The following is a 24,105-nucleotide window of genomic DNA, read 5'->3' on the forward strand; positions in this document are numbered from 1 at the left end:
ATTAAATGTGGAAGTTTCATAAACGTCCACAGATTTATATTTATTGTAGAAAATGATAGTTCAAATTTATTCATTAACTAGGAGATGATCATCATAAAAATCGTTATTGCACCAGATTCATTTAAAGGTAGCGTTTCGGCAATGGATGCTGCAGCAGCAATTGACAAGGGAATAAAAAATGCTTTCCCCCATGCAGAAACAGTGTTGATGCCAGTAGCTGATGGTGGGGAAGGGACGTTAGAAACTTTAATAGCCGCTACAAACGGTCGGAAGGAACATGTAAAAGTAACCGGGCCGCTTGGAAAAGAGGTGGATGCTCACTTCGGGATACTTGGCGACAAAAATACCTGTGTCATAGAAATGGCTGTTGCTTCTGGCCTTAATTTGATAAAGGAAAGTGAAAGAGATCCGATGTTGACGACTACATATGGGACAGGGGAATTGATTAAAGTTGCGTTAGATCAAGGCTACCGAAATTTTGTTATAGCGATAGGTGGATCGGCAACGAATGATGGCGGGGTTGGCATGTTGCAGGCCCTTGGTATGGAATTTAAAGATAAAGCTGGAAATGAAATTGGATTTGGAGGCGGTGAGTTAAGAAAAATTCATCATATCTCCATTGAACAATTCGATCAAAGAATAAAGGATAGCATGTTTCTAATCGCCTCTGATGTTGAGAATCCTTTAGTTGGTGAGAAAGGCGCTTCCTATGTTTTTGGTCCACAAAAAGGCGCAACTACTGAGATGTTGGAAACTTTAGATCAGAACCTCTTGCATTATGCAAACCTGGTCGAAAACATAACAGGGGTAAGGATTCATGACATGCCAGGTGCTGGAGCAGCAGGAGGCATTGGAGGAGCTTTTTTAGCATTTTTCCCTACCGACATGAAAAGAGGAATAGAAGTGGTGTTGGAAAATGCTAAATTTGCCGAAGCTCTTAATGGTTCTGATTTAGTGATTACAGGTGAAGGAAAGGTAGACTTTCAAACGGCTTATGGAAAATCTCCAATGGGTGTTGCTCAGGCAGCTCAAAAGAAGAATGTACCAACCATCATACTCGCAGGTTCGGTTGGGGATAATATTCAAAACCTTTTTCAATATGGTGTTGTTGGTATTTTTAGTATTATCAATCAACCGATGACACTTGAAAAGGCTATGGTAGAAGCAGAACGTTTACTTGAAACGAGCGCTACGCAAATATGTAGGACATATTTTTGGAATGAAAAGCTAGATGAGTTTTCTATATAGAGAAAAGCTTTAAAATATGATTGTTTAAGGTTAAAAACTATTAAAGATGATGCAAAATGTCCTTGTCTAATTAAGGACCTTTTTGCAGTTTTTTTAATTTAGAACAATTAGTTTTAAAATACACAACTAGTGTTTCTTGAAACACCAAAAATAAATATATCAAAATATATGTCTATTTCCTTAACCATGGTTTCTTTTCTTCCTTTACTATAAAATCAAAATTAACGTATAAGGATACTCACTCATATGCAAATATGATATCTTTATGTTACATGGAAGGAGGATGCGTGTGGATCCTATTTTATATGAAAAAAAACAAAATCTTATCAAGATTTTACGAAATATGGATAATGTGTTAGTTGCTTTTTCGGGAGGCGTAGACAGCACTTTTCTTTTAGCAATCGCTAAGGTAGCCCTTGGGGATAAGGTGTTATCTGTGACAGCTGCATCAGAGACATTTCCAGACCGAGAGTTTCAGTTGGCAAAAAGTCTAGCCTCAGAGCTTCAAGTCAGTCATATTGAAACGCGGGTTAATGAACTGGCGGATGCCGAATTTGTAAAAAACGATTCAAATCGTTGTTTCCATTGTAAAAACGGATTATATAATCATCTTCTTGAATTAGTGTCTGAGTACGGAGATCGTTATACGATTGTCGATGGATCAATCATGGATGATCTTGGTGAGCACAGGCCAGGCATGCAAGCAGCAAGAGCATTGGGTGTGCGCAGTCCTCTTCAAGAAGCGAATTTTTATAAAGAAGAAATAAGAACGCTTTCAAAAGAAATGGGCTTAAGAACTTGGAATAAACCATCTTTTGCGTGTCTTTCTTCAAGAATTCCCTATGGAACGAAAATCACAAAAGAAAAAATTAACCAGCTGGATTTAGCAGAGGATTTCTTACTGGGCCTGGGATTATATCAAGTTCGTGTTCGCCATCACGATAAAATTGCTAGAATTGAAGTTGATCAACATGATATGAAAAAGGTGATCGACCAACATGATAAAATTGTTCGAGCCTTAAAATCATTTGGATTTTCCTACGTGACCCTGGATTTACAAGGATACCGCTCGGGAAGTATGAATGAAGTATTAAAAGAGAAGGCGACTATATGAAACATTCAATGGAACATATTTTAGAGGCGGTTCAAAAAGGGGAGCTTTCCGTACAAGATGCTATGGAAAAATTAAAGCCTCAAGAAGAATTAGGCTATGCAACATTAGACTTGCAGAGAGAGGCACGAACTGGATTCCCTGAAGTAATTTATGGCGAAGGGAAAACGAGTGAACAAATTCTAGGGATTTTTACTAAACTGATGGAACACCACGATAAAGTATTGGCAACAAGAGTAAGTTTGGAAAAAGCTCATTTTTTATTAGAAAAAATGAGCTTGATGTATCCAGATCAAACCCTTTATTATCACGAATCAGCTCGTACCTTTCATTGGATTAATTCTACATACCAAGAAAAATGGAAAAAAGGTTATATCGCTGTTGTGTGCGCGGGTACTTCTGATCTTCCTATCGCGGAGGAAGCAGCTATTACTGCTGAATTAATGGGTAATAAAGTAGAGCGAATTTATGATATTGGAGTTGCAGGCATTCATCGTCTATTAAATAAAGCTAGTTTAATAGAGAATGCAAATGTTGTTATTGTTGCGGCCGGTATGGAAGGGGCATTGGCGAGTGTGGTTGGCGGCCTCGTTTCTAAACCTGTCATTGCCGTTCCAACAAGTGTCGGATACGGAGCGAGTATGAATGGTATTGCAGCACTTTTAGCTATGCTTAGCAGCTGTGCGAGCGGAGTTTCAGTAGTGAACATTGACAACGGTTTCGGGGCCGGTTATTTTGCTGCGACTTTGACGAATACGATAGAACAAGCCGTAGAAAAGGCCTTGGCAGGAAAGGAAGAAAGTAAATGAAGGCTTTATATATAGATTGTTTTTCAGGAATTAGCGGCGATATGATGGTTGGCGCTTTAATTGATGCAGGCGCCTCACCTGAAAAAATTGAATCCGAATTAAAGAAGTTGAATGTATCTGGCTATGAAATTAAGTGTTCAAGGGTCATGAAAGAGGGGATTAGTTCGATAAAATTTGATGTTATCCTGGATGAGGAACATACTCATGGGCACGACCATCACCACAATCATGACCATTCTCATCATAAACACCACCATCACGGGCACAATCATGATCACGGGCATCACCATCATAATCACGATCATTCGCATCAAGAACACCATCATGGCCATGACCATTCACACGACGAGTACCATCATCACCAACATAGTCGATATGCGGATATCGTAAAGCTTATTGACGAATCGGAGCTTAGCCCAAAGGTGAAGGAACGTAGTAAGCAAATATTTGCACCGATTGCGAAGTCAGAGTCGAAAATACATAATATGTCGATTGAAGATGTCCACTTTCATGAAGTAGGAGCAGTTGACTCCATCGTCGATATTGTAGCAACTGCCATTGCATTGGAAGAACTCGAAATTGAAAAAATCATCACGTCATATGTTCCATTAGGTTCCGGAAAAATACGCATTTCACATGGCGTTTATCCCGTTCCAGCACCAGCTACACTAGACATGATGAAAAATGTTCCGATTGCTCCGACCGATTTACCATATGAATTGACAACGCCTACGGGAGCCGGGATTATTGTAAGCCAATCCGATTCTTACGGCACGCTTCCAGCGATGAAAATTTCCTCCATCGGCTACGGTGCGGGTACTCGCAATATTCCTGGCCGTCCGAACGTATTAAGAGTCATTGTTGGAGAACTATTGGAAGAAAATGAGCAGATCGTCGGAAAGAAAGAAACGATCACTGTAATCGAATGCCATATGGATGATATGACAGGTGAAGCATTTGGATATGTAATGGAAAAATTATTGGAAGAAGGGGCACTTGACGTTTATTACACACCTATTTTTATGAAAAAAAATCGTCCAGGTACGTTGGTCACTGTTCTGGCTCCTGAAAATCGCGAGGCTAATTTAACGGAGATTTTATTCAAGGAAACGACCACACTAGGTGTACGAAAAAATAAATGGTCTCGCAGCATTTTAGATCGTAAAATTACTGAAGCTGAAACTGCCTTTGGGCCAATAAAGATTAAACAAGCATTAAAAAAAGGCCAAGTGATTAGAGCAGTTCCAGAATACGAAGATGTCAAAAAAGTAGCTTCAGAACATGGAGTATCTTTTCAAGAAGTGTACAATGCTGCATTAAAAAGTATCTAACGAATTTTTAGGAAATCATTGTAACGAATATATATAAAGGAGTAGTGTTGACCAATTATTTTCAGTTTCCGTTACAGTCTAATGACTAGTTAACAGACTGTAACGGGATATAAATTAGCTCATTTTGTAAGTGCCTTGCTACTCCCTTAGGAAGAGGCTGTCTTTTGCCATTTCCTTTAGAACCTTTTCTACTTCTAATACAGAATGACCAATGCTCAGTCCGACTACCTTAGAAATTTTATTTTCTGTAGGGAAATAAGAAGCATCCAATAGGCTTAGCGGTATGAATTGTTCTCTCAACATGTATTTTTCCACAATAGGAATCAGGTGGTCAAAATCATCGTTCCATTCAAGATTAGTAAGACGTACTTTTTTCTTTCCATATTTTTGATAGATATCCTTGCAGAGGAAGAGCCCACATGTGGAAGCATTAAAGCGGATATTTAGATCGATGAAATAATATTTCTCACCACATATCAGCACATCGAAACCCGCAACGCCAATATAGCCTTTCTCTGCTATTTTTTCCATGACCTTATATCCTGTTTCGATGATGGGAGACATATAGTCTTCCATCTCAATCGTAATCCAGCTTCCGCGAAAGCTGCCGTTCTCGTTCACGAGCTGTTCTGACTTGCCAAGGAAGCTAATTTTTCCATGCTTGTCCACGAAATAATGGACAGAGACGTTTTGTTCATAAGGAATGAATTCCTCGACGATGAGGCTTGATAAATCTCCAAATTCATTCCCAAGTTCATGAAGCTGTTTCTCCTCTTTAACAAGCAAAACGCCGCAACCTCCCGATGTTGGACGGCCATCACCTGTTTTCAATACGAAAGGAAGCTTAGGAATGTTTTCCATTATTTCTTCGAGACTCATCATTTTTCTCTTCGGCACATGCTCTGTTGGAACGAGTTGTGGGATGTTTCGTTTATCAGACAAAAATGCAAGAACCTTTGGATCAATCCAGAATAGATCAGGTGATACGATGTGCTTCGGGTGAGGGTATTGGAAAATTAATTTATGATTGTTTTTATGCAGATGAGAAAGCAATGCTAGATATTCATTTTCTGTTTGGTAGGTGTAAAGTTTGTTGGGAATTTGCAGCCCTGCTTTTTCAAGCAGGCACAATGCTGGTTTCGTAGCAGCAGCTGCATGACAGATTACCGGAGTATCCCCGACAACAGTCAATTCCCTTCCAGTCAAGGCTTCTAAACTCAGTATATCTTCTGAAAAGTGTTGATAGTCTTCCGAAAATAATTTTGAATTGTAAATGAACCCATTGCCATAAATGCTTTGCATGGAAAAGGATGGACGGAGTGGTGTCACCTGTTTTTCGTTTGTTGATGTAAATGGAATAGCCATATCTTCCATAACTTCCCCTCCTTTATTTGTACAAAAACATCATTAGGAGAGCGTGACTAATACGCCCTCGTTAGAAAAATTCTCACAAAAAGCGAGAGATATTTTTGTGCCATTACTATATCCTGTTTCTAAGATTGTCAAACCATGGTAGTGACAATATATAGGAAACCATACTGTAGTACTTTACGAATATTGATGTATCTCGATGTAAGAAGTGGAGGGGTTCAATCCAGCCTCTTAAATTATTTAATAACCCTGAAGGAGTAGTTGAAGAATGTAATTGGCCCCGCCTACGCCAAATACTATGATAGCCACACTTGCTATCCAACCTAATATTAAGTGCACTGTTTAACTCGATTCGCAATACAGATTCCCTTTCTTCTCTAAATTAAACTGTAAATTTTTAGGTGCATATATTTAAAAATGGTTGGATATGCGACTGTATAGCAAAATTAATATTTATATTACCTTATGATAGAAACATGTTCTGAAAGAGGGAATGGAATGATCGTAGAAAATGTTTTTAAAAAAGTAGGAAATGCATTTGGACTTAATTCAAGTTTGCTTACTCATATTGGCGGCAATGTAAATAAAGTGTATCAATACCCAGCAGAAAATGGGCATCCTTCACGGATAGTACGTTTGTCAAATCAGAATTGGCGTAATGAAGAAGAAGCATTAGCAGAGCTTCACTTCATGAAATATTTGTTTGATAACGGCGTTTCCGTTCCAAAAATCTTCCCATCAAAAGCCGGAAAATTAGTTGAAAATGTAACAGGGGGTTATCACGCTTCAATGTTCGCAAAAGCTCCTGGACGGATTCCTACTGAAGACGACTGGGACGAGAACATGTTTATTAATTGGGGGCGCATCGTGGGACAGATGCACCTACTTACCAAATCTTATGTCCCAATACCAAATGTTAAACGCCGTGATTGGACAGAGGAGCCTTGGATGGATATGATGCGACATCTACCAAATGATGAGCCGATTGCACGGCAAAGAGCAACGGAGATGTTGAACTGGTTAGAGACTCTTCCAAAAGATACAAAAAACTATGGTCTAGTCCACTGTGACCTTCATGGTCACAATATTTTTGTAACGAGAGACGGTGCAATTACTGCCTTTGACTTTGATGATTGCTGCTATCATTGGTTCGCTTATGACATCGCCATAATCCTTTACTCGGTTATCTTAAGATACAACCGGCAAGATAAAATGAGTGATTCTATTGATGAGTACGTAGCATGGTTTCTCGACTGGTTTCTAAAAGGCTATCAAGAGGTTCAAAGCTTTGAAGATTGGTGGCTAAAAGCAATGCCGAAATTACTAAGTTATCGTCGGTTGCTTGATTATAACTTTTTACACCAACGCTATAACTGGAATACGGTAGATAGTGAACGTAAGAGTAGATGGTTGCGTCTTAAAGAAGAGATTGAAGCGGATGAACCTTTGACAAATTATTCATTTTGATGATTTTTTCGTGCTCCTCTGCAGTTTGGTATATGAGTCGTTTTTTTTAGAGAGGTTTTTACAAAAGAAAGTTGTAGAGCCAGTTGCCAATTCAACTGGTTTTTTTCTTGTAAGAAGATGAAAAATAATCTTATCGACTGAAACCTTTTCGAATTTTCTCCGTATTAAAATACAAGTAAAAACGGTTTGATGGAGAGGAGAACACTGATGTCTGAAAAAGGTTGTATAAAATGTGGAAGCAAGAATGCAGGAACAAAGGATGTTGCAATGACTGGAACAGGATTATCTAAAATGTTTGATATTCAACATAATCAATTTACGGTTGTATATTGTAAAAATTGTGGTTACTCCGAGTTTTATAATAAGCAATCTTCTACTGCATCAAACATACTGGATTTATTCTTTGGTTAATGAAAAAAAAACGGGACGTAGTAAACACGCCCCGTTTTTTTTTATATTAATAGTGGTCCCGCAGCTTTTACTCTTACAAGGATTGCGTTCCCTGGTAGGTAAGCGAGCGGAAAATCCTCTAATTGGATGATATCAATTTTGTTTGGGTTAGCTCCTGCTTCAATCGCAGTTTGAATGGCTTCAGCTTTTGCTTCTTCTAAAATTTCTTGATGGCTGCGGTTTTCAAGTGTATAAATCCTTTCAACCGTTCCACTAATATCACCAAGTGCAGCACCAATTGCATTTGCAACACTAGCATGGTCGGGACGTATGACTCGACTAGCACCTTTTAATGATTGAGGCATGAGTGCTGCTCCGCCTCCAACTAACACGACAGGAAGATCTTCGGCACTCGTTTTCATACGGTCAATTGCGTTCTCAACCATTGTTACGAAGTCAGGATATATTTTATCGCATGGAATGTCAGCAACTTGTGAAACATCCGTGTTTTCAATCTCCATATAACCTGCACCAATCGCGACATCCGTTGTTGTCAATTCATCTCCGCCAAACACAAGAGCTTTTTCAGTTAATTGATATCCAACACTTTCAGGTCCAATTTTCCACGAGTCTCCCTGAAGATATACACGAGTTCCGCCACCGAAACCGATGGAGTAAATATCCGGCATGCGATAGTTCGTTCTAACGCCGCCCACTTCAACCGCCAATGATGTTTGACGTGGAAAACTGTTGGATAATACACCGATATCCGTTGTCGTTCCACCGATATCCACAACAATTGCATTAGGCTCTTGGGATAAATGTGCGGCACCTCTAATTGAATTAGTTGGTCCACAGGCAATGGTGAAAATCGGATACTTTTGTGCGAAGCTGTTCGTCATTAATGTGCCATCATTTTGTCCGAGATAAATGCTCGCATTAATCCCTTCATCGTTTAATGCACGCTCAAAACCTTTTGTCACATGGCTAATGGTAGACATTAAAGCGGCATTTAGAATCGTTGCATTTTCTCTTTCAATTAAGCCGATCGTACCAATTTCACTTGATAATGAAATGGGTGTACCAGGCAATTCTTTTTCCAAAAATGCGGCAACTTCTTTCTCTTGATCACCTAAAACGGGAGAAAATACACCAGAAATCGCAATGGAATCAACTTTTCCCCGAAATTGTTCCGCAACTTGCTTCAATTCAGCAAAGTCAAGCTGAGAAATCGGTGTGCCGTTAAATTCATAACCTCCATGGACTAGGGCTGTTTCGGCTTCGAGCTTCTCAACTAAATCGTCAGGCCAGCCTAATAATGGAGGGACCGTTGAGCCGGATGGTAAACAAATTCGAACAATCCCTACTTTGTTTAAGGCTTTTCTTTCCACAATTGCATTCGTACAATGGGTTGTCCCGAGCGTGGCTACTTTTATTTCATCAGCATTAATGTTTGATTCTTCTAAAAGTGTTTTGATCGTTTTTTGGATTCCAGTAAAAATATCTTTTGTTGTCGCTGTTTTGGAACTTCCAAGTACTTTGTTTTCGCTATTTAAAATGACGCCATCTGTATTTGTTCCACCTACATCTATTCCGAGTCTAATCATTTGGATGAATGCTCCTTTACTAACGTTTCTAGAGGAATGTAATCATATGGGTATTTGAAATAACGTGGCCCTGCTGTTTCAATTCCAATCGGGGTCCGCCATTTTTCATGTGCAGGGAAAGCAACGATGACCGCTCTTGCGCCATATTTTAAACCTTCCGTCGTTATCGGCATTCCTGTTTCTTCATCCAGCACGGCAATTAAATCCGGTGCCATTGCAATGGGTTTTCCGTCCACTTCTGCAAGAAGATGCTCGTTTTGGAAGAAAAGGGTACAGGACTGATTTGCATTTTCATCAATACCGTCAAAATGAGCTTCTCCACGTGTAAATCCACCTTGGATACCTCGCTCTATATGCATGGCTTTTCCTTTGAAAAGCTTGTATCCACCAAGCATATCCAACATTTGCACGATAGGGTGAACAGCAGCTGTTCTTTGCTCTTTCAAAAGAGCACCGATTTGTCCTGCTAAAGATAAGGTTCCTGGGATGACACTTTTTTTCGCTTGTTTTCCAGTAATCCCGTAATCACAAACAATGGAAGAACCGCCCATGGAAATAGTTACATTTCTAGATAACTTCTCACTCCAATATCCATCTGCTGGTTCAATCGTTACTGTATTTCCTTGTTCGTCCGCAATCGTAACGAATTCAGGCTTTAACCCATCTAAATGAAATGTAACCATTTGTGCTTCAGGAAAAGCTCGTCCCATCGCATCTCCGTCTAAAATTGGAATTCTATTCATTGCAGCAACTGCAACAGGAATAAGGGAATTCACTCCTCCAATTTCAATCGGCATCACAACATCTGTTTTCTTTCCTGTTACTTTTTCAAAAGCTTTTAAAGGGGCTGCCAATTGTTCAAATGAAGGGATTTTTTCAACTAGAACGCTTGGTGAACCCATGCCTGATGCAGGAAGCACCCATTGGTCATCCGTTAACTCGTCTACAGTAATAACTTGAACAGGACCATATTTTTTAATGGCGGAAAGAGCCATCATTTTTCCGATATAAGGATCACCGCCACCGCCAGTTCCAAGAACCGCGGCACCAATCGCAATATTTTCAATATCTTCTTCGTTTAACCACTTCATATTAGATTGCTCCTTTTTGTCCACGTTGTTTAATGATCAGTAAGAAAATCGCCTGACAAATAAATGCAATTACAAAACTGTCCAAGGATGGGATCGTCGTAAATGTGAAAAGCTCCAGTCCAATTGGACGCTCTGTAGTAAACCAGCTGATTAATGTTCCCAGAGCCCATGCTGTTAAAGGCAGGAATTTAAAGGCTTTATCGTTTAATGTGTCAAAAAGCTTTGCCCCGCCAATATAGTAATACGCTGTATATACTCCACCTATTGGAGCAATGAACAATGTCATGATGCTCAAGAAATTAATAAAATAATCATAAATTCCAAGTACTGCGAGAAGAGTTCCAAGTATTCCAGCAATTAAGGTAAGAACCGCTTTGTTCGTACGAGTAAAAATAACAGAAAGACTTAATCCAGATGAATATGCGTTGCTTGTATTAGTTGTCCATTGGGCAAGAATCAGCACCAATATTCCTGGAATTCCTAAACCGACTGTAATCATAATCGTCGTTAAACTGCTTTCGTCCATAATTCTTGATAAAATCATCGCTACAACAATCATGAAGCTATTCCCGAAGAAGAAGCCAAAGAAGGAAGCTAAAACGGCATCTTTTCTCGTTTTTGCCCATCTTGATACGTCTGGTGAAATGACGGCTCCTGTTACGAAAATACTAATAACGAGAGAAATCGCCATACCAAATGAAAAGACATTGTCCACTGGTGCATGAAGTTCGCTAAGACCAAATTTTTTGATGGCTAAAATGACAGCTAAAATAACAAGAATCAGCAATAATGGTACTGACCAGGAACTTAATTTTTCAATAGCTCGATATCCAATAATGGCAGTTGTCATCATTAAGATCCCGCCAATTCCTGCGAGAAGAGGAATAGGAAGCTCAAAACCTAATGCTCCTTTTATAGCTGCAAATGCATTTTCGGCAAAAAATCCGGCTTGAACCCCAAACCATCCTAAGAGCGAGATGGCGATGAAAAAGGAAACGAATTTTGCTCCGGATTTTCCGAATGTAAATCTCGATATCATCGATGTGGAAAGCCCAGTTACGGCTCCTATATATGCACAAAACGCTGCAAGTACTCCCAATATGGCAGAGCCAATAATGACCGAAAGTAAAGCATCATTAAAATTCATACCATTTCCAAGCTCTGCTCCAAAAAGCATAGCAGATAAATCAATACCAACTGCAATCCAAATGAGGCTGATGGAGAACCATTTTTTTCTTTCACTCTCTGGGACAGCTTCTCTTGCGTAATCATTATTCATTGTTGTTTCCCCCTAATAAAATGTCTAAGATGTGTAAAGCTTGTTCGATTTGTTCTGATAATTCTTCGTCATCGTATAAATTAATTTCCCAAAAGATTCCGTCCAATAATAAGATGAATTGTCGAGTTAGGTTAATTGTTTCTTCATCAGATTTTTCCGGATGGTCGCGTTTGATTAGGTGGTGTAAAGAGTCAATCATCCACGCATCAAATTTATTCATATGTTCATGGAGAAACTTTTTTATTTCAGCTGGTGGAGAAGTGATAAGGGAAATATAGGCATTCGTCTCATTCATATTGTTTTTATGGTACTCAACTGTCCCTTTCATCAATGTTGCGAAAATATCTAAGATTGGTTTTTCGCGTACTTCCTCCAGTATGGTTTGCATGCGTTCGAAATGGTTTTCCAATAATTTTTGAAAAGCAGCGACGAATAAAGCTTCTTTATTTTTATAAAAAAAATAAATGGAGGCAGGTTTGATTCCGACCTCTTTCGCGATTTTTTGCATTGTCGCCCCATGATAGTTATGTAGCGAATACTGATGAATCGCCGCTTCCAAAATTTTGTCTTTAGTCAAAATATTCACCACCTAATGATCATTAGGTAAATGATAATACATGTTTTTCTCCAAATCAAGCACATTTTTATTCATAGAAAAGTATATTTATAACCCGAATAAATAATCTATCCTTTATATGATTGTGATAAAGCGCATACATGTTGTATGATTTTGGCAAAGAGAATTAAGGCGGGAGGTGCGGATATTAAGTGCACATTGTCATTGCAGGTGGAAGTGGTTTTGTTGGAAAAGCACTGCAAAATCGACTCTTACAAAACGGGCATGACATTACGATACTTACTAGAAAAAGAGAAAAGGTCGCTGAGTCAAATCGCTTGCGAGCTGTAGAATGGTTAAATCCAAATAGCGAGCCTGAAAAATATCTTAAAAGTGTCGATGCAATCATAAACCTAGCAGGTGAGTCGATTAATGGCATTAGATGGACGAAGGCGAAAAAGAAACGGATCGTTCAAAGTAGAACCCGTGCGACACGAGAAATCGTTAGACTCATAGAAAAATTGGATCCGAAACCAAAGGTGCTCGTAAACGGATCAGCGGTTGGATATTATGGGATGTCAGATGTGGAAACTTTTACGGAGGAATCGAAGCCACACGCTAACGATTTTTTAGCAAGTGTCGTAAGAAGGTGGGAAGACGAAGCTTCACAGGCAGAAAATCTGGGTGTTCGGACTGTTTTTGCTCGGCTAGGCGTCGTCCTTGGTAAGGGAGGAGCACTTCCTCTTATGGCACTCCCTTATAAAATGGGAGTGGGTGGTCGTATTGGCTCAGGAAATCAATGGGTGCCTTGGGTCCATCAAGCTGATGTGGCGGGATTATTGCTTTTTGCCATTGAAAATGAATCGATTTCTGGCCCTCTTAACGTGACTTCACCGAATCTAGTGAAAAATAACGATTTTGGGAAGACGATTGGACATGTCCTCCATCGCCCGCATTGGCTGCCTGTTCCTAGTTTTGCGATGAAAGCGATGCTCGGAGAAATGAGTGAAATGCTTTTAAGTGGACAGTGTGCGATACCGCAAAAAGCGAAGCAAAATGGATATACCTTTCAATATCCTAAACTGGATCAAGCTTTGGAAAATATTTTACGATAATCTACATCTCTGCTATACTAGATATTGATAAAATAATATGGAATGTGGGGGTACCGGTGTGGCCGGTTGAGAGTGCATCCATTAGATGCTGACCCTTTGAACCTGCTCTGGCTCATACCAGCGAAGGGAACATGAATTCATTCATACATAATGAATGTTCTTTCAGGTGTCCAGGTTCTATACTTGGGCATCTTTTTCGTTTATGAGGTTCGCTTTCCAATAACGGAGGGAAAAGTAGAATGAAAAAATGGTTGACTAGTTTGCTTGTTTTGGTGTTACTCACGGGTTGTGGTGGAGTGAAAAAGGAAGACAATGGCGGTCAAAAAAAGGTGACTGTCGTGTTGGATTGGACGCCGAACACGAACCATACGGGTTTATACGTGGCAAAGGAAAAAGGATATTTTAAGGATGAAGGTTTGGATGTCGACATTATCATGCCAGGAGAAGCGGGTGCCGATAATTTAGTCGCATCTGGAAAGTCTGAATTTGGGATTAGCTATCAAGAAAGTATAACTGAAGCGCGTGTACAAGATGTTCCGATTGTCTCAATCGGAGCGGTTATTCAGCATAATACATCTGGCTTCGCTTCACCTGTAGAGAAGAATATTAAATCCCCAAAAGATTTTGAAGGAAAAACATATGGCGGCTGGGGTGCACCGCTTGAACAAGCTGTGCTCGCATCGCTCATGAAAGTAGAAAATGCTGATATCGACAAACTTGAAATCGTGAATATGGGAGACACAGACTTTTTTACAGCAGTAAAACGAGATGTTGATTTTGCATGGATTTATTATGCATGGACCGGAGTCGAAGCTGAACTACGCGGAGAAAAAATCAATATGATTTATTTGACAGATTATACGGATAAACTGGATTATTATACACCGGTTATTTCAACGAATGAGAAAATGATTGAGAATGATCCAGATACAGTAAAAGCTTTTATGGCTGCTGTTTCAAAAGGTTATGAGTTTGCGATTGATAATCCTAGCGAAGCTGCTGATATTTTAATAAAAGCTGTACCAGATCTCGACCCTGAGCTTGTAAAGAAAAGTCAAGAATGGCTAGCTGCTAAGTATCAGGATGATGCACAACGTTGGGGAGAACAGAAACAAGAAGTCTGGAAAAATTATATGGACTGGATGCTTGAAAAGGGATTGCTTGAAAAAGAAATTGATGTTGAAAAAGCATTTACGAATGAATTTTTACCTAAATAGGAGGAGTTTCTGATGGCAAATTCATTAATTAGCATACAAATTATTCCCAAAACAAAAAATGGCGAAAGTGTTATTCCGTATGTAGATGAAGCGATCAAAATCATTGATGAATCAGGAGTGAAATATGAGGTTCATCCACTAGAGACAACAATGGAAGGCGAATTGACTGTGTTAATGAGTGTGATAGAAAAAATGAATGAACGGATGATAGAAATAGGCAGCAGTAATGTCATTTCCCAAGTAAAAATTTTATATCAGCCATCCGGCATTACGATGGATCAGTTGACGGAGAAATATAGCTGATGAGAGATGTGTTTATGAAAGGATGGAGGCCAGCGTTGGTCCTCCTTCTTTTACTTTTCATTTGGGAAGTCGTTGTGAACGTTGCAGAAATACCAGGCTGGCTGTTACCCGCTCCATCGGCAATTTTAAAAGAAATGATCGTTGGCTTCGATCATTTTTCTGCACATTTAATATCTACTATCGGACTTTCAGTTGGAGGATTTATCATAGGATGTTCGATAGGTTTGCTTGTTGCTGTGATATTGCATTTAGTTCCGAAAGTTCAAGAGGCCGTATATCCACTTCTTATTCTTTCACAAAATGTGCCCATTATTGTATTGGCACCATTGCTTGTCATTTGGTTTGGCTTCGGGATTTTGCCAAAAATTATCGTCATTACTCTCGTATGTTTTTTCCCAGTGACGATAGCCGCCTTAGGAGGGTTTCGAAACACACCGCCTGAAATGAAGCATTATATGTTGATGGCTGGCGCATCCAAAAATCAGATGTTTACTAAATTAGAATGGCCAAATTCACTTCCCGCCTTATTTTCCGGATTAAAAATATCCGCAACATATAGCGTGATGGGAGCGGTTATTTCGGAATGGCTTGGGGCTAAAAAAGGAATTGGTGTCTATATGACGCTCGCATCCTCATCATTTCGTACGGATCGAGTTTTTGTAGCAATTTTTATAATCATGATTTTAAGTTTGTTGTTTTTCGGTACCATTACTTTATGTGAAAAATGGCTAGTCAAGTGGAGAAGGGAGGCGTGACGTAAATGGGGTTCCTTGAGATTAAACATATATCCAAAAGCTTTAATGGGCGTAATGTGCTGGATGACATTAGCCTAGAAGTGCAAGAAGGTGAGTTCGTCACGATTTTAGGTCCTTCCGGCAGTGGAAAAAGCACATTATTTCATGTAATTGGTGGTTTGTTGGTACCTGAACAGGGCTCTGTCATGCTTGACGGGGAAAATATTACTGGTAAACGCGGATTCATAAGCTATATGCCGCAGCAACCAGCATTGTTTCCGTGGAGAACGGTATTGGAAAATGTAATGCTGGGACAGGAGCTGCATGAAAAAAGAGATGTTGAAAAAGCAACAGCGATGATTGAAAAAGCAGGACTGAAAGGATATGAGTATTCAAAGCCAAGTGAATTATCAGGGGGGATGAAACAAAGAGCTGCGTTTATTAGAGCATTGTTAAGTCCGCACTCCCTGATTTGCTTGGATGAACCATTCTCGGCTTTGGATGATTTTACACGCCTGGAAATGCATCAATGGTTGTTGTCAATTTGGGCAGAATTTCGAAGGACTATTTTATTTGTGACCCACAACATTGACGAAGCCTTGTTTCTTTCTGATCGTATCATCGTGTTGTCTAGCAATCCAGCTAGGGTTATTCACGAGGTAAAGGTTCCATTTGAACATCCAAGAGAGCGTGATTTACTTTTAATGGACGAATTTTTAACTTTGAAAAAAGAACTTTATGAGGCAGTAGGGAGGTTATGAGAATGGGGAAGATTATAGATGCTCATATTCATTTAGATCATTATAATCAAGAAGAAATTCCTTTGATCATGGAGGAATTGGAAAACATTCATTGTACTAATCTTGTTTCTGTTTCGTTTGACTTGGAATCCTGTAAGAAAAATTTACGGTTGGCAAAACAATTTCCACAAGTGAAACCTGCATTTGGGTTTCATCCTGAACAAGAATTACCTTCAGAACAAGAAGTAATCGAGCTTTTTAACTGGATGTCTGACAATCGGGATGAAATGGTAACTGTTGGGGAAATCGGTTTGCCATATTACTTGCTTAGTGAGAACCCGGGGATTGCTCTCGATCCGTACATACTTTTACTAGATGAATTTCTGAAATTCGCTAAGAGGTGGGACAAGCCAGTTGTGCTTCACGCTGTCTATGATGATGCTCCCATCGTGTGCGATCTTCTAGAAAAGCATAATATTAAACATGCCCATTTTCATTGGTTTAAAGGTGATTCAATTACGATCGAACGTATGATTAAAAATGGCTATTTTATTTCAATAACCCCTGATGTTTTATATGAAGAGGAAATCAAACAGCTCGTTGCTAAATACCCTTTACGTCAAATGATGGTAGAAACAGATGGTCCTTGGCCTTTTGAAGGTGATTTTAAAGGAAAGATGACTCATCCAGCTATGATCCATGAATCGGTTAAGATGATTGCGAAGCATAAGAAAGAAGACCTGCCATTCGTTTATAAAAGTTTATATGAAAATACGAAACATTTTTATAGAATATAAAATATCTTGCTTTTTAGAAAAAGGGTAAATCCTCTCTTATTTGCTAAAATAATAATTGCTATTAATAAGAGAGAAGGTGTTTATAAGAATGAAGAAAAGCTCTTCATTAGTATGGGAATATGTTCAGATCATGTTTGGGGCAACCCTCGTTGGTCTTTCGTATAATATGTTTTTGCTGCCGTCTAAACTAGCAGCGGGTGGTGTGTCGGGCGTCAGTACCCTTTTATACGAGTTGTTTCAATGGAATCCTGCATTCGTTCAAATTAGCATAAATTTACCATTATTTATCATTGGACTTCTTGTTTTAGGGAAAGATTTTAGCGCAAAGACATTAATAGGCACTGTTTTTGTTCCATTGTCTATTTGGTTAACGCAAGGGATGGATCTGCATATTAAGGAACCAATGTTAGGTGCAATTTATGGAGGAATTGTCCTTGGAGTCGGCCTCGGGATTGTATATCGCGGGGGTGGTTCTACTGGGGGAACTGCGATGATTGCACAATTATTAAAAAAATACACCGGGCTATCAAGTGGTTTTTCCCAGTTGCTCGTGGATGGCATCGTTGTTACCGCATCTGCATTTATTTTTAACTTGGAACTTGCCTTGTTTGCGATGATTTCCATTTATGTGACGAGCAAAGTTATCGATTTTGTTCAGCTGCAAACCTCTCCTACAAAGCTAGTGTTAATCATTACGGAAAATGAAGCGAAGATCCAACAGATAATCCGTGAGGAAATAGACCGTGGATTAACAAAAGTGAAATCACTCGGTGGATACACAAACAGAGAAAGAACGATGATTTTTTGCGTAGTCGAGCAATCGGAGGCCGTGTATTTGAAGAAGGTTCTTCAAGAACAGGAACCAACATCCTTTGTTGTTTTTCTAAACGCTTCCGAAATACTTGGCAGAGGTTTTTCAAAAGAAAAAGTGTTTGGTAGCGAAATAGAAACAGATAAGCATTAAATGTTTCATCCCCTTTTATTTAGGTAAAATGAAAAGTAAAAGTGGAGGGATGATGATGAGTCACGAGCGAACCCAAAACAAAATAGACCGAGCCAAGACACTGGAAGAACGAAACGATAAAGACAAAGCATTTAAGAATGATCCGAAAAAGCAAGCCCAGCGTGATCAATTACTCATGCCAATTGATGATATATCGGACAAGCTCGTTGAAGATCGGGAAAAAAATGAGCAAGACAAAAGAGGCTCAAAGTCTTCAAAACAGTTATAACTATACCGCAATCAAGGACCCCAAAAAATCGGGTCCTTTTGCATTTATGGTATTCTATACCGGAATGAAGCAAACTTATTTGGTTTTAAATAATTAAAGCTAATGAATCAGCATACAGAATAATAAATCAATGCTTACACACCTCCGTCGGACAACACTTCATGAATATTGTGTTTCTGTCCTTTTGAAAGCTCCAATTGGACAACAACCATTTTTAACGAATAAAAAGTATCGTCCCATAAGTCTTTCATCGTGTCCTCAAACGCAAAAAAGTCGTTCCCAAGGTAACGATGAAGTGTGCATCGTGCCTTTAAACGAGAAAAAGTGGTTCGAAAGGTAACGATGAAGCCTTCATTATGCCCTTAACCAAGAATAAGGGGGTTGCAAGGTCACGATGGAGCGTCCATCGTGACCTCAGGCAAGAAAAAGTGAAGTTCTCGGTGACGATGATGCGAACATTTCATGCAAAATAAAAACAGCCCAATTACACAAGCTACCCTCAATCCTCTACAATTCAATTTCAAAATTCATGAATGAAAATTAAATTAATATCTTGACATTCCTTTTTTAAACCGATAAGATGATAAATAATTCAAACTTAATGAATATTTCAGGCAGTGATGGAGAGTAGTAGCTGTTTTTTAGCACTATAGAGAGCTGGTGGTCGGTGCAAACCAGTGTGCAGAAATGGTGAATGGGCTTCTGAGCCACCAAACCGAAACTTTTCAAAAAGTAAGTAGGCTTTGGCGCGTACGTCTTTGCGTTAGTAAGACAGGTGATAAGCAGAATGCTTGTTACTGTTAAGAGAGCTGATTTTTGGCTAATAAAGGTGGTACCACGGGTTCCTCGTCCTTTGGATGAGGGCCCTTTTTGTATTTTTTTAAAAGAAAATTGTAAATCGTTGATTAAGAGGAGTACACTTGGAACGACGTAAATAGAGAGCCGGTGATGGTGGAAATCCGGTACGAGCGACCTTGTGGAATGGGCTTAAGAGAGATTTCTTGAATCAAGAGTAGGGAAATCCGGTTTCCTCCGTTAAAAGGATAAAGTATCGGACTATTTTTAAAAAAGTTGGCAATAGCCACTTCATTTTTCCCGGTCCCGTACTTGATGAGATGAAGATCAAAAGTCTTCAATAGAGGTGGCACCGCGGACGATTCGCCCTCTGTAAACACAAAACCAAATTGTGTTTGCAGAGGGCTTTTTTATATTCAAATTGAGAGGAGTATAAACATGAAACTATATTTACAAAAATTGATGAACGGCGAACATTTGACGATGAATGAAATGACTGATGCTGCAAGGAAGCTTTTTTCGGGTGAGATTTCTGAAAGTGAAGCAGGGGCATTACTTGGGCTGCTTGCCTTAAAAGGTGAGACAGCAGATGAAATAGCAGGATTGGTTCATGCGTTGCGTGAAAAATCACCAGCAATTTTATCATTAAAGGATAGTGTGATGGATAATTGTGGAACGGGCGGCGATGGTTCTAGCAGCTTCAACATTAGTACAACATCCGCTTTTGTCATAGCTGGGGCAGGGATAAAGGTTGCGAAGCATGGGAATAGAAGTGTTTCGAGTCAAACGGGAAGTGCTGATGTGCTCGAATATTTAGGAGTCTCTCTTGATAATAGACCTGAAGAAACGGAAGAGCTTTTAGCTGAAAATGGGATTGCTTTTTTATTCGCCCCTCATGTTCATCCAGCGATGAAGGCTGTTATGAAAGTAAGACGTGATCTAAGGGTTCCGACCATTTTTAATTTAATTGGTCCTTTGACAAATCCAGTCGAATTGGATACACAGTTGTTGGGAATCTATCGCCGCGATAAATTAAAGCTGATGGGGGAAGTTTTAAAACAGCTCGGAAGAGAAAGAGCAGTTGTGATTAATGGAGCAGGGTTTCTTGATGAAGGTTCACTTTCTGGGGAAAATCATCTCGTTATTCTTGAAAATGGAAACTTGACTTCCATTACGTTACGCCCCGAACATGTAGGTCTCCCAACATATTCTAATGAAGAAATTATGGGTGGCGATGCCGAACGAAATGCCCATATTATGATGAGCGTTCTTCGTGGTGATGACGGTCCTTTCCGCGATACGGTTCTTTTAAATGCAGGAATTGGGATTTTTGCGAATGGAAAAGTGGACTCCATTCAAGAAGGAATTGAAAAGGCGAAAGAGAGTATTGATTCCGGAGCGGCTTTAGCCAAATTAGAATACCTGATTGAAAGAAGTCAACATACGAAGCAAGGAGTGCTATAAATTGACGATTTTAGATAAAATTATTGAACAGAAAAAAGTTGAAGTCCAAGAGTTGAAAGTAATTTACAGTGTCCAACAATCGGTAAACGAAATTAGACGACCTTCTTTATATGACAGCTTTAGAAATTTAGAGAATATTGGCGTCATTGCAGAAGTGAAGAGAGCCTCTCCATCAAAAGGTGTCATCAATGATGGAGTCGATCCTGTTGCTCAGGCTAAAGCTTACGCACAAGCGGGAGCTAGCGCCATTTCAGTTTTGACAGATCAACAATTTTTTAAAGGGTCGATGGCAGATCTTTCCGCTGTATCAGAAGCAGTAGACTTACCATTACTTTGCAAGGACTTTATGATTGATGAGGTGCAAATTGATGTCGCGAGGGATCACGGGGCAAGCGTCATCCTTCTCATTGCCGCCGCACTTCCAGAAGAGAGGCTCCGCGAGCTATACAATTATGCAAGATCCAGGGATTTGGATGTTTTATTTGAAGTCCATGATGAAAAAGAAGCAGAGATGGCTTTACGAATAGGAGCCCGTATTATCGGAATCAATAATCGCAACTTAAAAACGTTCGAAGTCGATTTGACTGTGACGGAGCGTGTGGCATCCGTTCTGAAACATGCAGATTGCGTGCTTGTAAGTGAGAGCGGCATTCGAACAAAAGAGGATGTAGAACAAGTTGAAGCGGCAGGTGCTAGTGCGATTTTAGTTGGAGAAACATTGATGAGGTCCCCGAATATCGCTGAGACGATGTATGATATTCGCATCCCTCTTTCTAAGGCGGTGAAATAATTGAAGGTGAAAATTTGCGGCATCATATCAGAGGAAGTTGCCGTTGCTGCAAGTGATGCTGGTGCCGACTTTCTAGGGTTTGTTTTTGCAGAAAGTAAAAGAAAAATATCACCTGAAAAAGCAGCACAAATTATTGAAAAAGTGCCGCACCACATAGAAACAGTTGGTGTTTTTGTCAACGAAACATATGAAAATATTATTCATATAGCAGAAAGAGCTAATCTCGATTACATTCAGCTACACGGGGATGAATCTCCGGAGTTTTGCAAGAGTTTGCCGTATCCTGTGATTAAAGCTTTTTCGATCAAAGAAAAAGCAGACTTAAATCAACTAGCTGGATACGATTGCCGCTATTTTTTACTAGATAGTCCAGGTGTAAAATATCGTGGAGGAAGTGGAATTCCATTTGATTGGAGTCTTCTTGAACATTTAGATATTCCGCGGGAAAAAATCATATTAGCAGGCGGACTTGATCGAGAAAATATAAAGAAGGCAACCTCAACAGTTAAGCCAGCCATTGTCGATGTATCGAGTGGCGTTGAAACAAACGGAGTAAAAGACGTGAATAAAATACAACAATTTTTAGTAACAGCAAAATTAGAGGAGCGTGAAGACATTGGCAGTTTACACATCACCTGATGTAAAAGGAAGATACGGTCAATTCGGAGGCAGGTTTGTTCCAGAAACATTAATGACAGCCGTATTGGAGTTAGAAGAAGAATATGAAAAAGCAATTGCTGACCCGGAATTTCAGAAAGAAATGGATCATTATTTAAAACAATATATTGGTCGAGAAACGCCATTATATTTTGCGGGAAATCTTACAAAGCTAGTAGGCGGAGCGAAAATTTATTTAAAACGTGAAGACTTGAACCATACTGGTGCCCACAAAATCAATAATACGATTGGTCAGGCACTTTTGACTCTGCGCATGGGCAAAAAGAAAGTTGTGGCGGAAACAGGAGCTGGTCAACACGGTGTGGCGACAGCGACTGTCTGTGCCTTACTTGGATTAGATTGTATCGTATTTATGGGAGAAGAAGATATTCGTCGCCAACAATTGAATGTGTTCAGAATGGAGCTTTTAGGTGCCGAAGTTCGTAGTGTTTCTCAAGGAAGCGGAACGTTAAAGGATGCCGTCAATGAAGCACTTCGCTACTGGGTAACAAATGTTGAGGATACTCATTATATTCTTGGTTCTGTTGTAGGACCTCATCCATTCCCGAGAATTGTCCGTGATTTCCAAAGTGTTATTGGAAGTGAGACGAAAAAACAAATGCTTGAACAAGAAGGCAAGCTTCCAGATGCAGTTGTCGCGTGTATTGGGGGCGGAAGCAACGCAATGGGGATGTTTTATCCTTTTATTGAAGATGAGGAAGTAAAAATATATGGAGTAGAGGCTGCCGGCTCTGGAATTGAAACAGGTAAACACGCAGCCGTTTTAACAGATGGAAAAGCCGGAGTTTTACATGGTACACTTACGTATCTTTTACAAGATAATCACGGCCAAATTCAAAGTGCCCACTCTATTTCTGCAGGTCTTGATTATCCAGGGGTAGGACCTGAACATGCCTTTTTAAAAGATTCCGGTCGTGTCACGTATACATCTGCTACGGATCAAGAAGCTTTGGCTTCTTTTCAAATGCTTGCTAAAACAGAAGGAATTATTCCAGCTTTAGAAAGTTCGCATGCAGTCGCATATGCATTGAAACTTGCGAAAGAAATGAAGGAATCTGAAACGCTTGTCATCTGCTTATCCGGTCGTGGAGACAAAGATGTCGAAGCCGTGAGAGAGGCAATTGGAGGTGCTATCAATGGGTAAATCTAAAATCAATGCAGCGTTTAAAGGGGTTTTGGATAAAGGCGACAAGGCGTTTGTTCCATATATTATGGCTGGTGACGGAGGACTTGAAAATTTAAAGGAGCAAATTTTATTTTTAGAAAAAAGCGGTGCAACCGTAGTGGAGCTTGGAATTCCTTTTTCCGATCCAGTTGCAGATGGTCCAGTCATTCAAGAAGCAGGATTAAGGTCGTTGGCAAACGGAACGACATTGGAAGGAGTACTCGAAAGCCTACTGGACTGGAAAGAAGAAAGGCAGATTCCAATCGTTTTGATGACATATTTTAACTTAATCTTTTCATATGGAATTGAAAGATTTGCCAAGCGCTGTGAGGAAGTTGGAGTGGATGGTTTAATTATTCCGGATTTACCTTTTGAAGAGGACGAAATGGTTGCTCCTATTTTTTCCAAATATGAACTTGCTTTAATCCATTTAGTCGCCCCAACAAGCCCGCGAAACAGAATTGAACAAATCGCTAAAAAAACGGAAGGTTTTTTATATGCGGTAACGGTTAAAGGAACGACGGGAGTTAGAAACGAGTACGAGGAAGGATTAGCTTCATATTTAGAGCAACTAAAAGAATACTCATCTGTTCCGGTACTTGCTGGATTTGGTGTATCATCTCCGGAAAAGGTAAGAGAATTAGGTGAATATTGCGATGGTGTGATTGTCGGAAGTAAAATCGTCGAGCTTTTGTTTAAAGGAGAAAGAGAAGAAATTACTAATATTATCGTAGCTTCTAAAAAAAGTACAATCCAATCGTGATGTTTTCTTGTGCAAAATAGTGGGTAAATATTATGCAAAGCTAAAAAAGGAG

At 39.6% G+C, this 24,105-nt stretch carries 24 protein-coding genes, 1 riboswitch and 2 other annotated features; of the genes, 19 read left to right on the forward strand and 5 right to left on the reverse strand.

Annotated features, from left to right (window positions below; translation table 11 throughout):
• Positions 1 to 93 precede the first annotated feature (93 nt).
• The 4 genes from KHA97_RS19260 (at position 94) to larC (ending at position 4,499) form a co-directional block, all read left to right on the forward strand.
• Positions 94 to 1,248, forward strand: a complete 1,155-nt coding sequence (locus KHA97_RS19260) for a glycerate kinase (RefSeq protein WP_213126492.1) — start codon at positions 94 to 96, stop codon at positions 1,246 to 1,248.
• A 289-nt stretch (positions 1,249 to 1,537) separates the two neighbouring features.
• Complete coding sequence (gene larE, locus KHA97_RS19265) at positions 1,538 to 2,362, forward strand: ATP-dependent sacrificial sulfur transferase LarE (protein WP_325167504.1); 825 nt, start codon at positions 1,538 to 1,540, stop codon at positions 2,360 to 2,362.
• On the forward strand, positions 2,359 to 3,168 hold the full coding sequence (larB, locus tag KHA97_RS19270; protein WP_213126370.1) for a nickel pincer cofactor biosynthesis protein LarB: 810 nt from the start codon (positions 2,359 to 2,361) through the stop codon (positions 3,166 to 3,168). The genes larE and larB overlap by 4 nt, the downstream gene beginning before the upstream one ends.
• Entirely contained in the window at positions 3,165 to 4,499 is a 1,335-nt protein-coding gene (gene larC, locus KHA97_RS19275) for a nickel pincer cofactor biosynthesis protein LarC (protein WP_213126371.1), read from the forward strand. Before larB ends, larC begins: the two co-directional genes overlap by 4 nt.
• Positions 4,500 to 4,637: 138 nt before the next feature.
• Here the strand turns inward: larC and KHA97_RS19280 are convergent, their stop codons facing one another.
• Positions 4,638 to 5,873, reverse strand: coding sequence for an ATP-grasp domain-containing protein (locus KHA97_RS19280; protein WP_213126372.1), 1,236 nt, complete (start codon positions 5,871 to 5,873; stop codon positions 4,638 to 4,640).
• A 495-nt stretch (positions 5,874 to 6,368) separates the two neighbouring features.
• On the opposite strand from KHA97_RS19280, the gene KHA97_RS19285 reads away from it, so the two are divergent.
• Both KHA97_RS19285 and KHA97_RS19290 read left to right on the forward strand, forming a co-directional pair.
• The gene (locus KHA97_RS19285) at positions 6,369 to 7,337 is read left to right on the forward strand and encodes a phosphotransferase enzyme family protein (protein ID WP_213126373.1); all 969 of its coding nucleotides are present in this window, start codon (positions 6,369 to 6,371) and stop codon (positions 7,335 to 7,337) included.
• A gap of 207 nt (positions 7,338 to 7,544) precedes the next feature.
• A complete protein-coding gene (locus tag KHA97_RS19290; protein WP_213126374.1) occupies positions 7,545 to 7,748 on the forward strand; it encodes a zinc ribbon domain-containing protein in 204 nt (67 codons plus the stop codon).
• Positions 7,749 to 7,789: 41 nt separating this feature from the next.
• Here the strand turns inward: KHA97_RS19290 and KHA97_RS19295 are convergent, their stop codons facing one another.
• The 4 genes from KHA97_RS19295 to KHA97_RS19310 are packed head-to-tail and all read right to left on the reverse strand — an operon-like array spanning position 7,790 to position 12,281.
• Positions 7,790 to 9,334, reverse strand: coding sequence for a hydantoinase/oxoprolinase N-terminal domain-containing protein (locus tag KHA97_RS19295; RefSeq protein ID WP_213126375.1), 1,545 nt, complete (start codon positions 9,332 to 9,334; stop codon positions 7,790 to 7,792).
• Complete coding sequence (locus KHA97_RS19300) at positions 9,331 to 10,425, reverse strand: DUF917 domain-containing protein (protein WP_213126376.1); 1,095 nt, start codon at positions 10,423 to 10,425, stop codon at positions 9,331 to 9,333. Before KHA97_RS19300 ends, KHA97_RS19295 begins: the two co-directional genes overlap by 4 nt.
• Position 10,426: 1 nt before the next feature.
• On the reverse strand, positions 10,427 to 11,704 hold the full coding sequence (locus tag KHA97_RS19305) for a cytosine permease (RefSeq protein WP_213126377.1): 1,278 nt from the start codon (positions 11,702 to 11,704) through the stop codon (positions 10,427 to 10,429).
• A complete protein-coding gene (locus tag KHA97_RS19310) occupies positions 11,697 to 12,281 on the reverse strand; it encodes a TetR/AcrR family transcriptional regulator (protein WP_213126378.1) in 585 nt (194 codons plus the stop codon). The genes KHA97_RS19305 and KHA97_RS19310 overlap by 8 nt, the downstream gene beginning before the upstream one ends.
• A 191-nt stretch (positions 12,282 to 12,472) precedes the next feature.
• Between KHA97_RS19310 and KHA97_RS19315 the strand changes: the two genes are divergently transcribed.
• The 13 genes from KHA97_RS19315 to trpA all read left to right on the forward strand — a co-directional run bounded on the left by KHA97_RS19315 (position 12,473) and on the right by trpA (position 24,053).
• Positions 12,473 to 13,375 carry a TIGR01777 family oxidoreductase gene (locus KHA97_RS19315; RefSeq protein ID WP_213126379.1) on the forward strand — a complete coding sequence of 301 codons (903 nt, stop codon included), beginning with the start codon at positions 12,473 to 12,475 and terminating at the stop codon, positions 13,373 to 13,375.
• A gap of 36 nt (positions 13,376 to 13,411) precedes the next feature.
• A riboswitch (TPP riboswitch) is annotated at positions 13,412 to 13,521 on the forward strand.
• A gap of 93 nt (positions 13,522 to 13,614) precedes the next feature.
• Positions 13,615 to 14,592: an ABC transporter substrate-binding protein gene (locus KHA97_RS19320; RefSeq protein ID WP_213126380.1), complete on the forward strand. Its 978-nt coding sequence runs from the start codon at positions 13,615 to 13,617 to the stop codon at positions 14,590 to 14,592.
• Positions 14,593 to 14,604: 12 nt separating this feature from the next.
• The gene (locus KHA97_RS19325; RefSeq protein WP_213126381.1) at positions 14,605 to 14,895 is read left to right on the forward strand and encodes a thiamine-binding protein; all 291 of its coding nucleotides are present in this window, start codon (positions 14,605 to 14,607) and stop codon (positions 14,893 to 14,895) included.
• Entirely contained in the window at positions 14,895 to 15,650 is a 756-nt protein-coding gene (locus KHA97_RS19330; protein ID WP_213126382.1) for an ABC transporter permease, read from the forward strand. The genes KHA97_RS19325 and KHA97_RS19330 overlap by 1 nt, the downstream gene beginning before the upstream one ends.
• A 5-nt stretch (positions 15,651 to 15,655) precedes the next feature.
• A complete protein-coding gene (locus tag KHA97_RS19335; RefSeq protein ID WP_213126383.1) occupies positions 15,656 to 16,390 on the forward strand; it encodes an ABC transporter ATP-binding protein in 735 nt (244 codons plus the stop codon).
• 2 nt (positions 16,391 to 16,392) lie between these two features.
• A complete protein-coding gene (locus KHA97_RS19340) occupies positions 16,393 to 17,166 on the forward strand; it encodes a TatD family hydrolase (RefSeq protein ID WP_213126384.1) in 774 nt (257 codons plus the stop codon).
• Positions 17,167 to 17,254: 88 nt separating this feature from the next.
• Positions 17,255 to 18,130 carry a YitT family protein gene (locus tag KHA97_RS19345; RefSeq protein ID WP_213126385.1) on the forward strand — a complete coding sequence of 292 codons (876 nt, stop codon included), beginning with the start codon at positions 17,255 to 17,257 and terminating at the stop codon, positions 18,128 to 18,130.
• Between the two features lie 55 nt (positions 18,131 to 18,185).
• A complete protein-coding gene (locus KHA97_RS19350; RefSeq protein ID WP_213126386.1) occupies positions 18,186 to 18,398 on the forward strand; it encodes a hypothetical protein in 213 nt (70 codons plus the stop codon).
• Between the two features lie 608 nt (positions 18,399 to 19,006).
• Positions 19,007 to 19,255 (forward strand) — a binding site (T-box leader).
• Positions 19,256 to 19,290: 35 nt separating this feature from the next.
• Positions 19,291 to 19,567: a binding site (T-box leader), on the forward strand.
• A gap of 64 nt (positions 19,568 to 19,631) precedes the next feature.
• A complete protein-coding gene (gene trpD / locus KHA97_RS19355) occupies positions 19,632 to 20,657 on the forward strand; it encodes an anthranilate phosphoribosyltransferase (protein WP_213126387.1) in 1,026 nt (341 codons plus the stop codon).
• A 1-nt stretch (position 20,658) separates the two neighbouring features.
• Positions 20,659 to 21,447, forward strand: coding sequence for an indole-3-glycerol phosphate synthase TrpC (gene trpC, locus KHA97_RS19360; RefSeq protein ID WP_213126388.1), 789 nt, complete (start codon positions 20,659 to 20,661; stop codon positions 21,445 to 21,447).
• A 6-nt stretch (positions 21,448 to 21,453) separates the two neighbouring features.
• Positions 21,454 to 22,086: a phosphoribosylanthranilate isomerase gene (locus tag KHA97_RS19365; RefSeq protein ID WP_325167511.1), complete on the forward strand. Its 633-nt coding sequence runs from the start codon at positions 21,454 to 21,456 to the stop codon at positions 22,084 to 22,086.
• Complete coding sequence (gene trpB, locus KHA97_RS19370; protein ID WP_213126390.1) at positions 22,064 to 23,269, forward strand: tryptophan synthase subunit beta; 1,206 nt, start codon at positions 22,064 to 22,066, stop codon at positions 23,267 to 23,269. Before KHA97_RS19365 ends, trpB begins: the two co-directional genes overlap by 23 nt.
• Positions 23,262 to 24,053: a tryptophan synthase subunit alpha gene (gene trpA / locus KHA97_RS19375; protein WP_213126391.1), complete on the forward strand. Its 792-nt coding sequence runs from the start codon at positions 23,262 to 23,264 to the stop codon at positions 24,051 to 24,053. Before trpB ends, trpA begins: the two co-directional genes overlap by 8 nt.
• Positions 24,054 to 24,105: the final 52 nt, after the last annotated feature.

The sequence above is a fragment of the Lederbergia citri genome (genome assembly GCF_018343625.1).
GTDB lineage: Bacteria > Bacillota > Bacilli > Bacillales > Bacillaceae_C > Lederbergia > Lederbergia citri.

Bases quoted from the DNA above. Each gene is read 5' to 3' on its own strand.
- KHA97_RS19290 (WP_213126374.1), top strand. From the start codon at position 7,545: ATGTCTGAAAAAGGTTGTATAAAATGTGGAAGCAAGAATGCAGGAACA.
- KHA97_RS19320 (WP_213126380.1), top strand. From the start codon at position 13,615: ATGAAAAAATGGTTGACTAGTTTGCTTGTTTTGGTGTTACTCACGGGT.
- KHA97_RS19330 (WP_213126382.1), top strand. From the start codon at position 14,895: ATGAGAGATGTGTTTATGAAAGGATGGAGGCCAGCGTTGGTCCTCCTT.
- KHA97_RS19285 (WP_213126373.1), top strand. From the start codon at position 6,369: ATGATCGTAGAAAATGTTTTTAAAAAAGTAGGAAATGCATTTGGACTT.
- KHA97_RS19325 (WP_213126381.1), top strand. From the start codon at position 14,605: ATGGCAAATTCATTAATTAGCATACAAATTATTCCCAAAACAAAAAAT.
- KHA97_RS19335 (WP_213126383.1), top strand. From the start codon at position 15,656: ATGGGGTTCCTTGAGATTAAACATATATCCAAAAGCTTTAATGGGCGT.
- KHA97_RS19350 (WP_213126386.1), top strand. From the start codon at position 18,186: ATGAGTCACGAGCGAACCCAAAACAAAATAGACCGAGCCAAGACACTG.
- KHA97_RS19300 (WP_213126376.1), bottom strand. From the start codon at position 10,425: ATGAAGTGGTTAAACGAAGAAGATATTGAAAATATTGCGATTGGTGCC.
- larB (WP_213126370.1), top strand. From the start codon at position 2,359: ATGAAACATTCAATGGAACATATTTTAGAGGCGGTTCAAAAAGGGGAG.
- trpD (WP_213126387.1), top strand. From the start codon at position 19,632: ATGAAACTATATTTACAAAAATTGATGAACGGCGAACATTTGACGATG.
- trpA (WP_213126391.1), top strand. From the start codon at position 23,262: ATGGGTAAATCTAAAATCAATGCAGCGTTTAAAGGGGTTTTGGATAAA.
- larC (WP_213126371.1), top strand. From the start codon at position 3,165: ATGAAGGCTTTATATATAGATTGTTTTTCAGGAATTAGCGGCGATATG.
- KHA97_RS19345 (WP_213126385.1), top strand. From the start codon at position 17,255: ATGAAGAAAAGCTCTTCATTAGTATGGGAATATGTTCAGATCATGTTT.
- KHA97_RS19280 (WP_213126372.1), bottom strand. From the start codon at position 5,873: ATGGAAGATATGGCTATTCCATTTACATCAACAAACGAAAAACAGGTG.
- KHA97_RS19295 (WP_213126375.1), bottom strand. From the start codon at position 9,334: ATGATTAGACTCGGAATAGATGTAGGTGGAACAAATACAGATGGCGTC.
- KHA97_RS19305 (WP_213126377.1), bottom strand. From the start codon at position 11,704: ATGAATAATGATTACGCAAGAGAAGCTGTCCCAGAGAGTGAAAGAAAA.
- KHA97_RS19340 (WP_213126384.1), top strand. From the start codon at position 16,393: ATGGGGAAGATTATAGATGCTCATATTCATTTAGATCATTATAATCAA.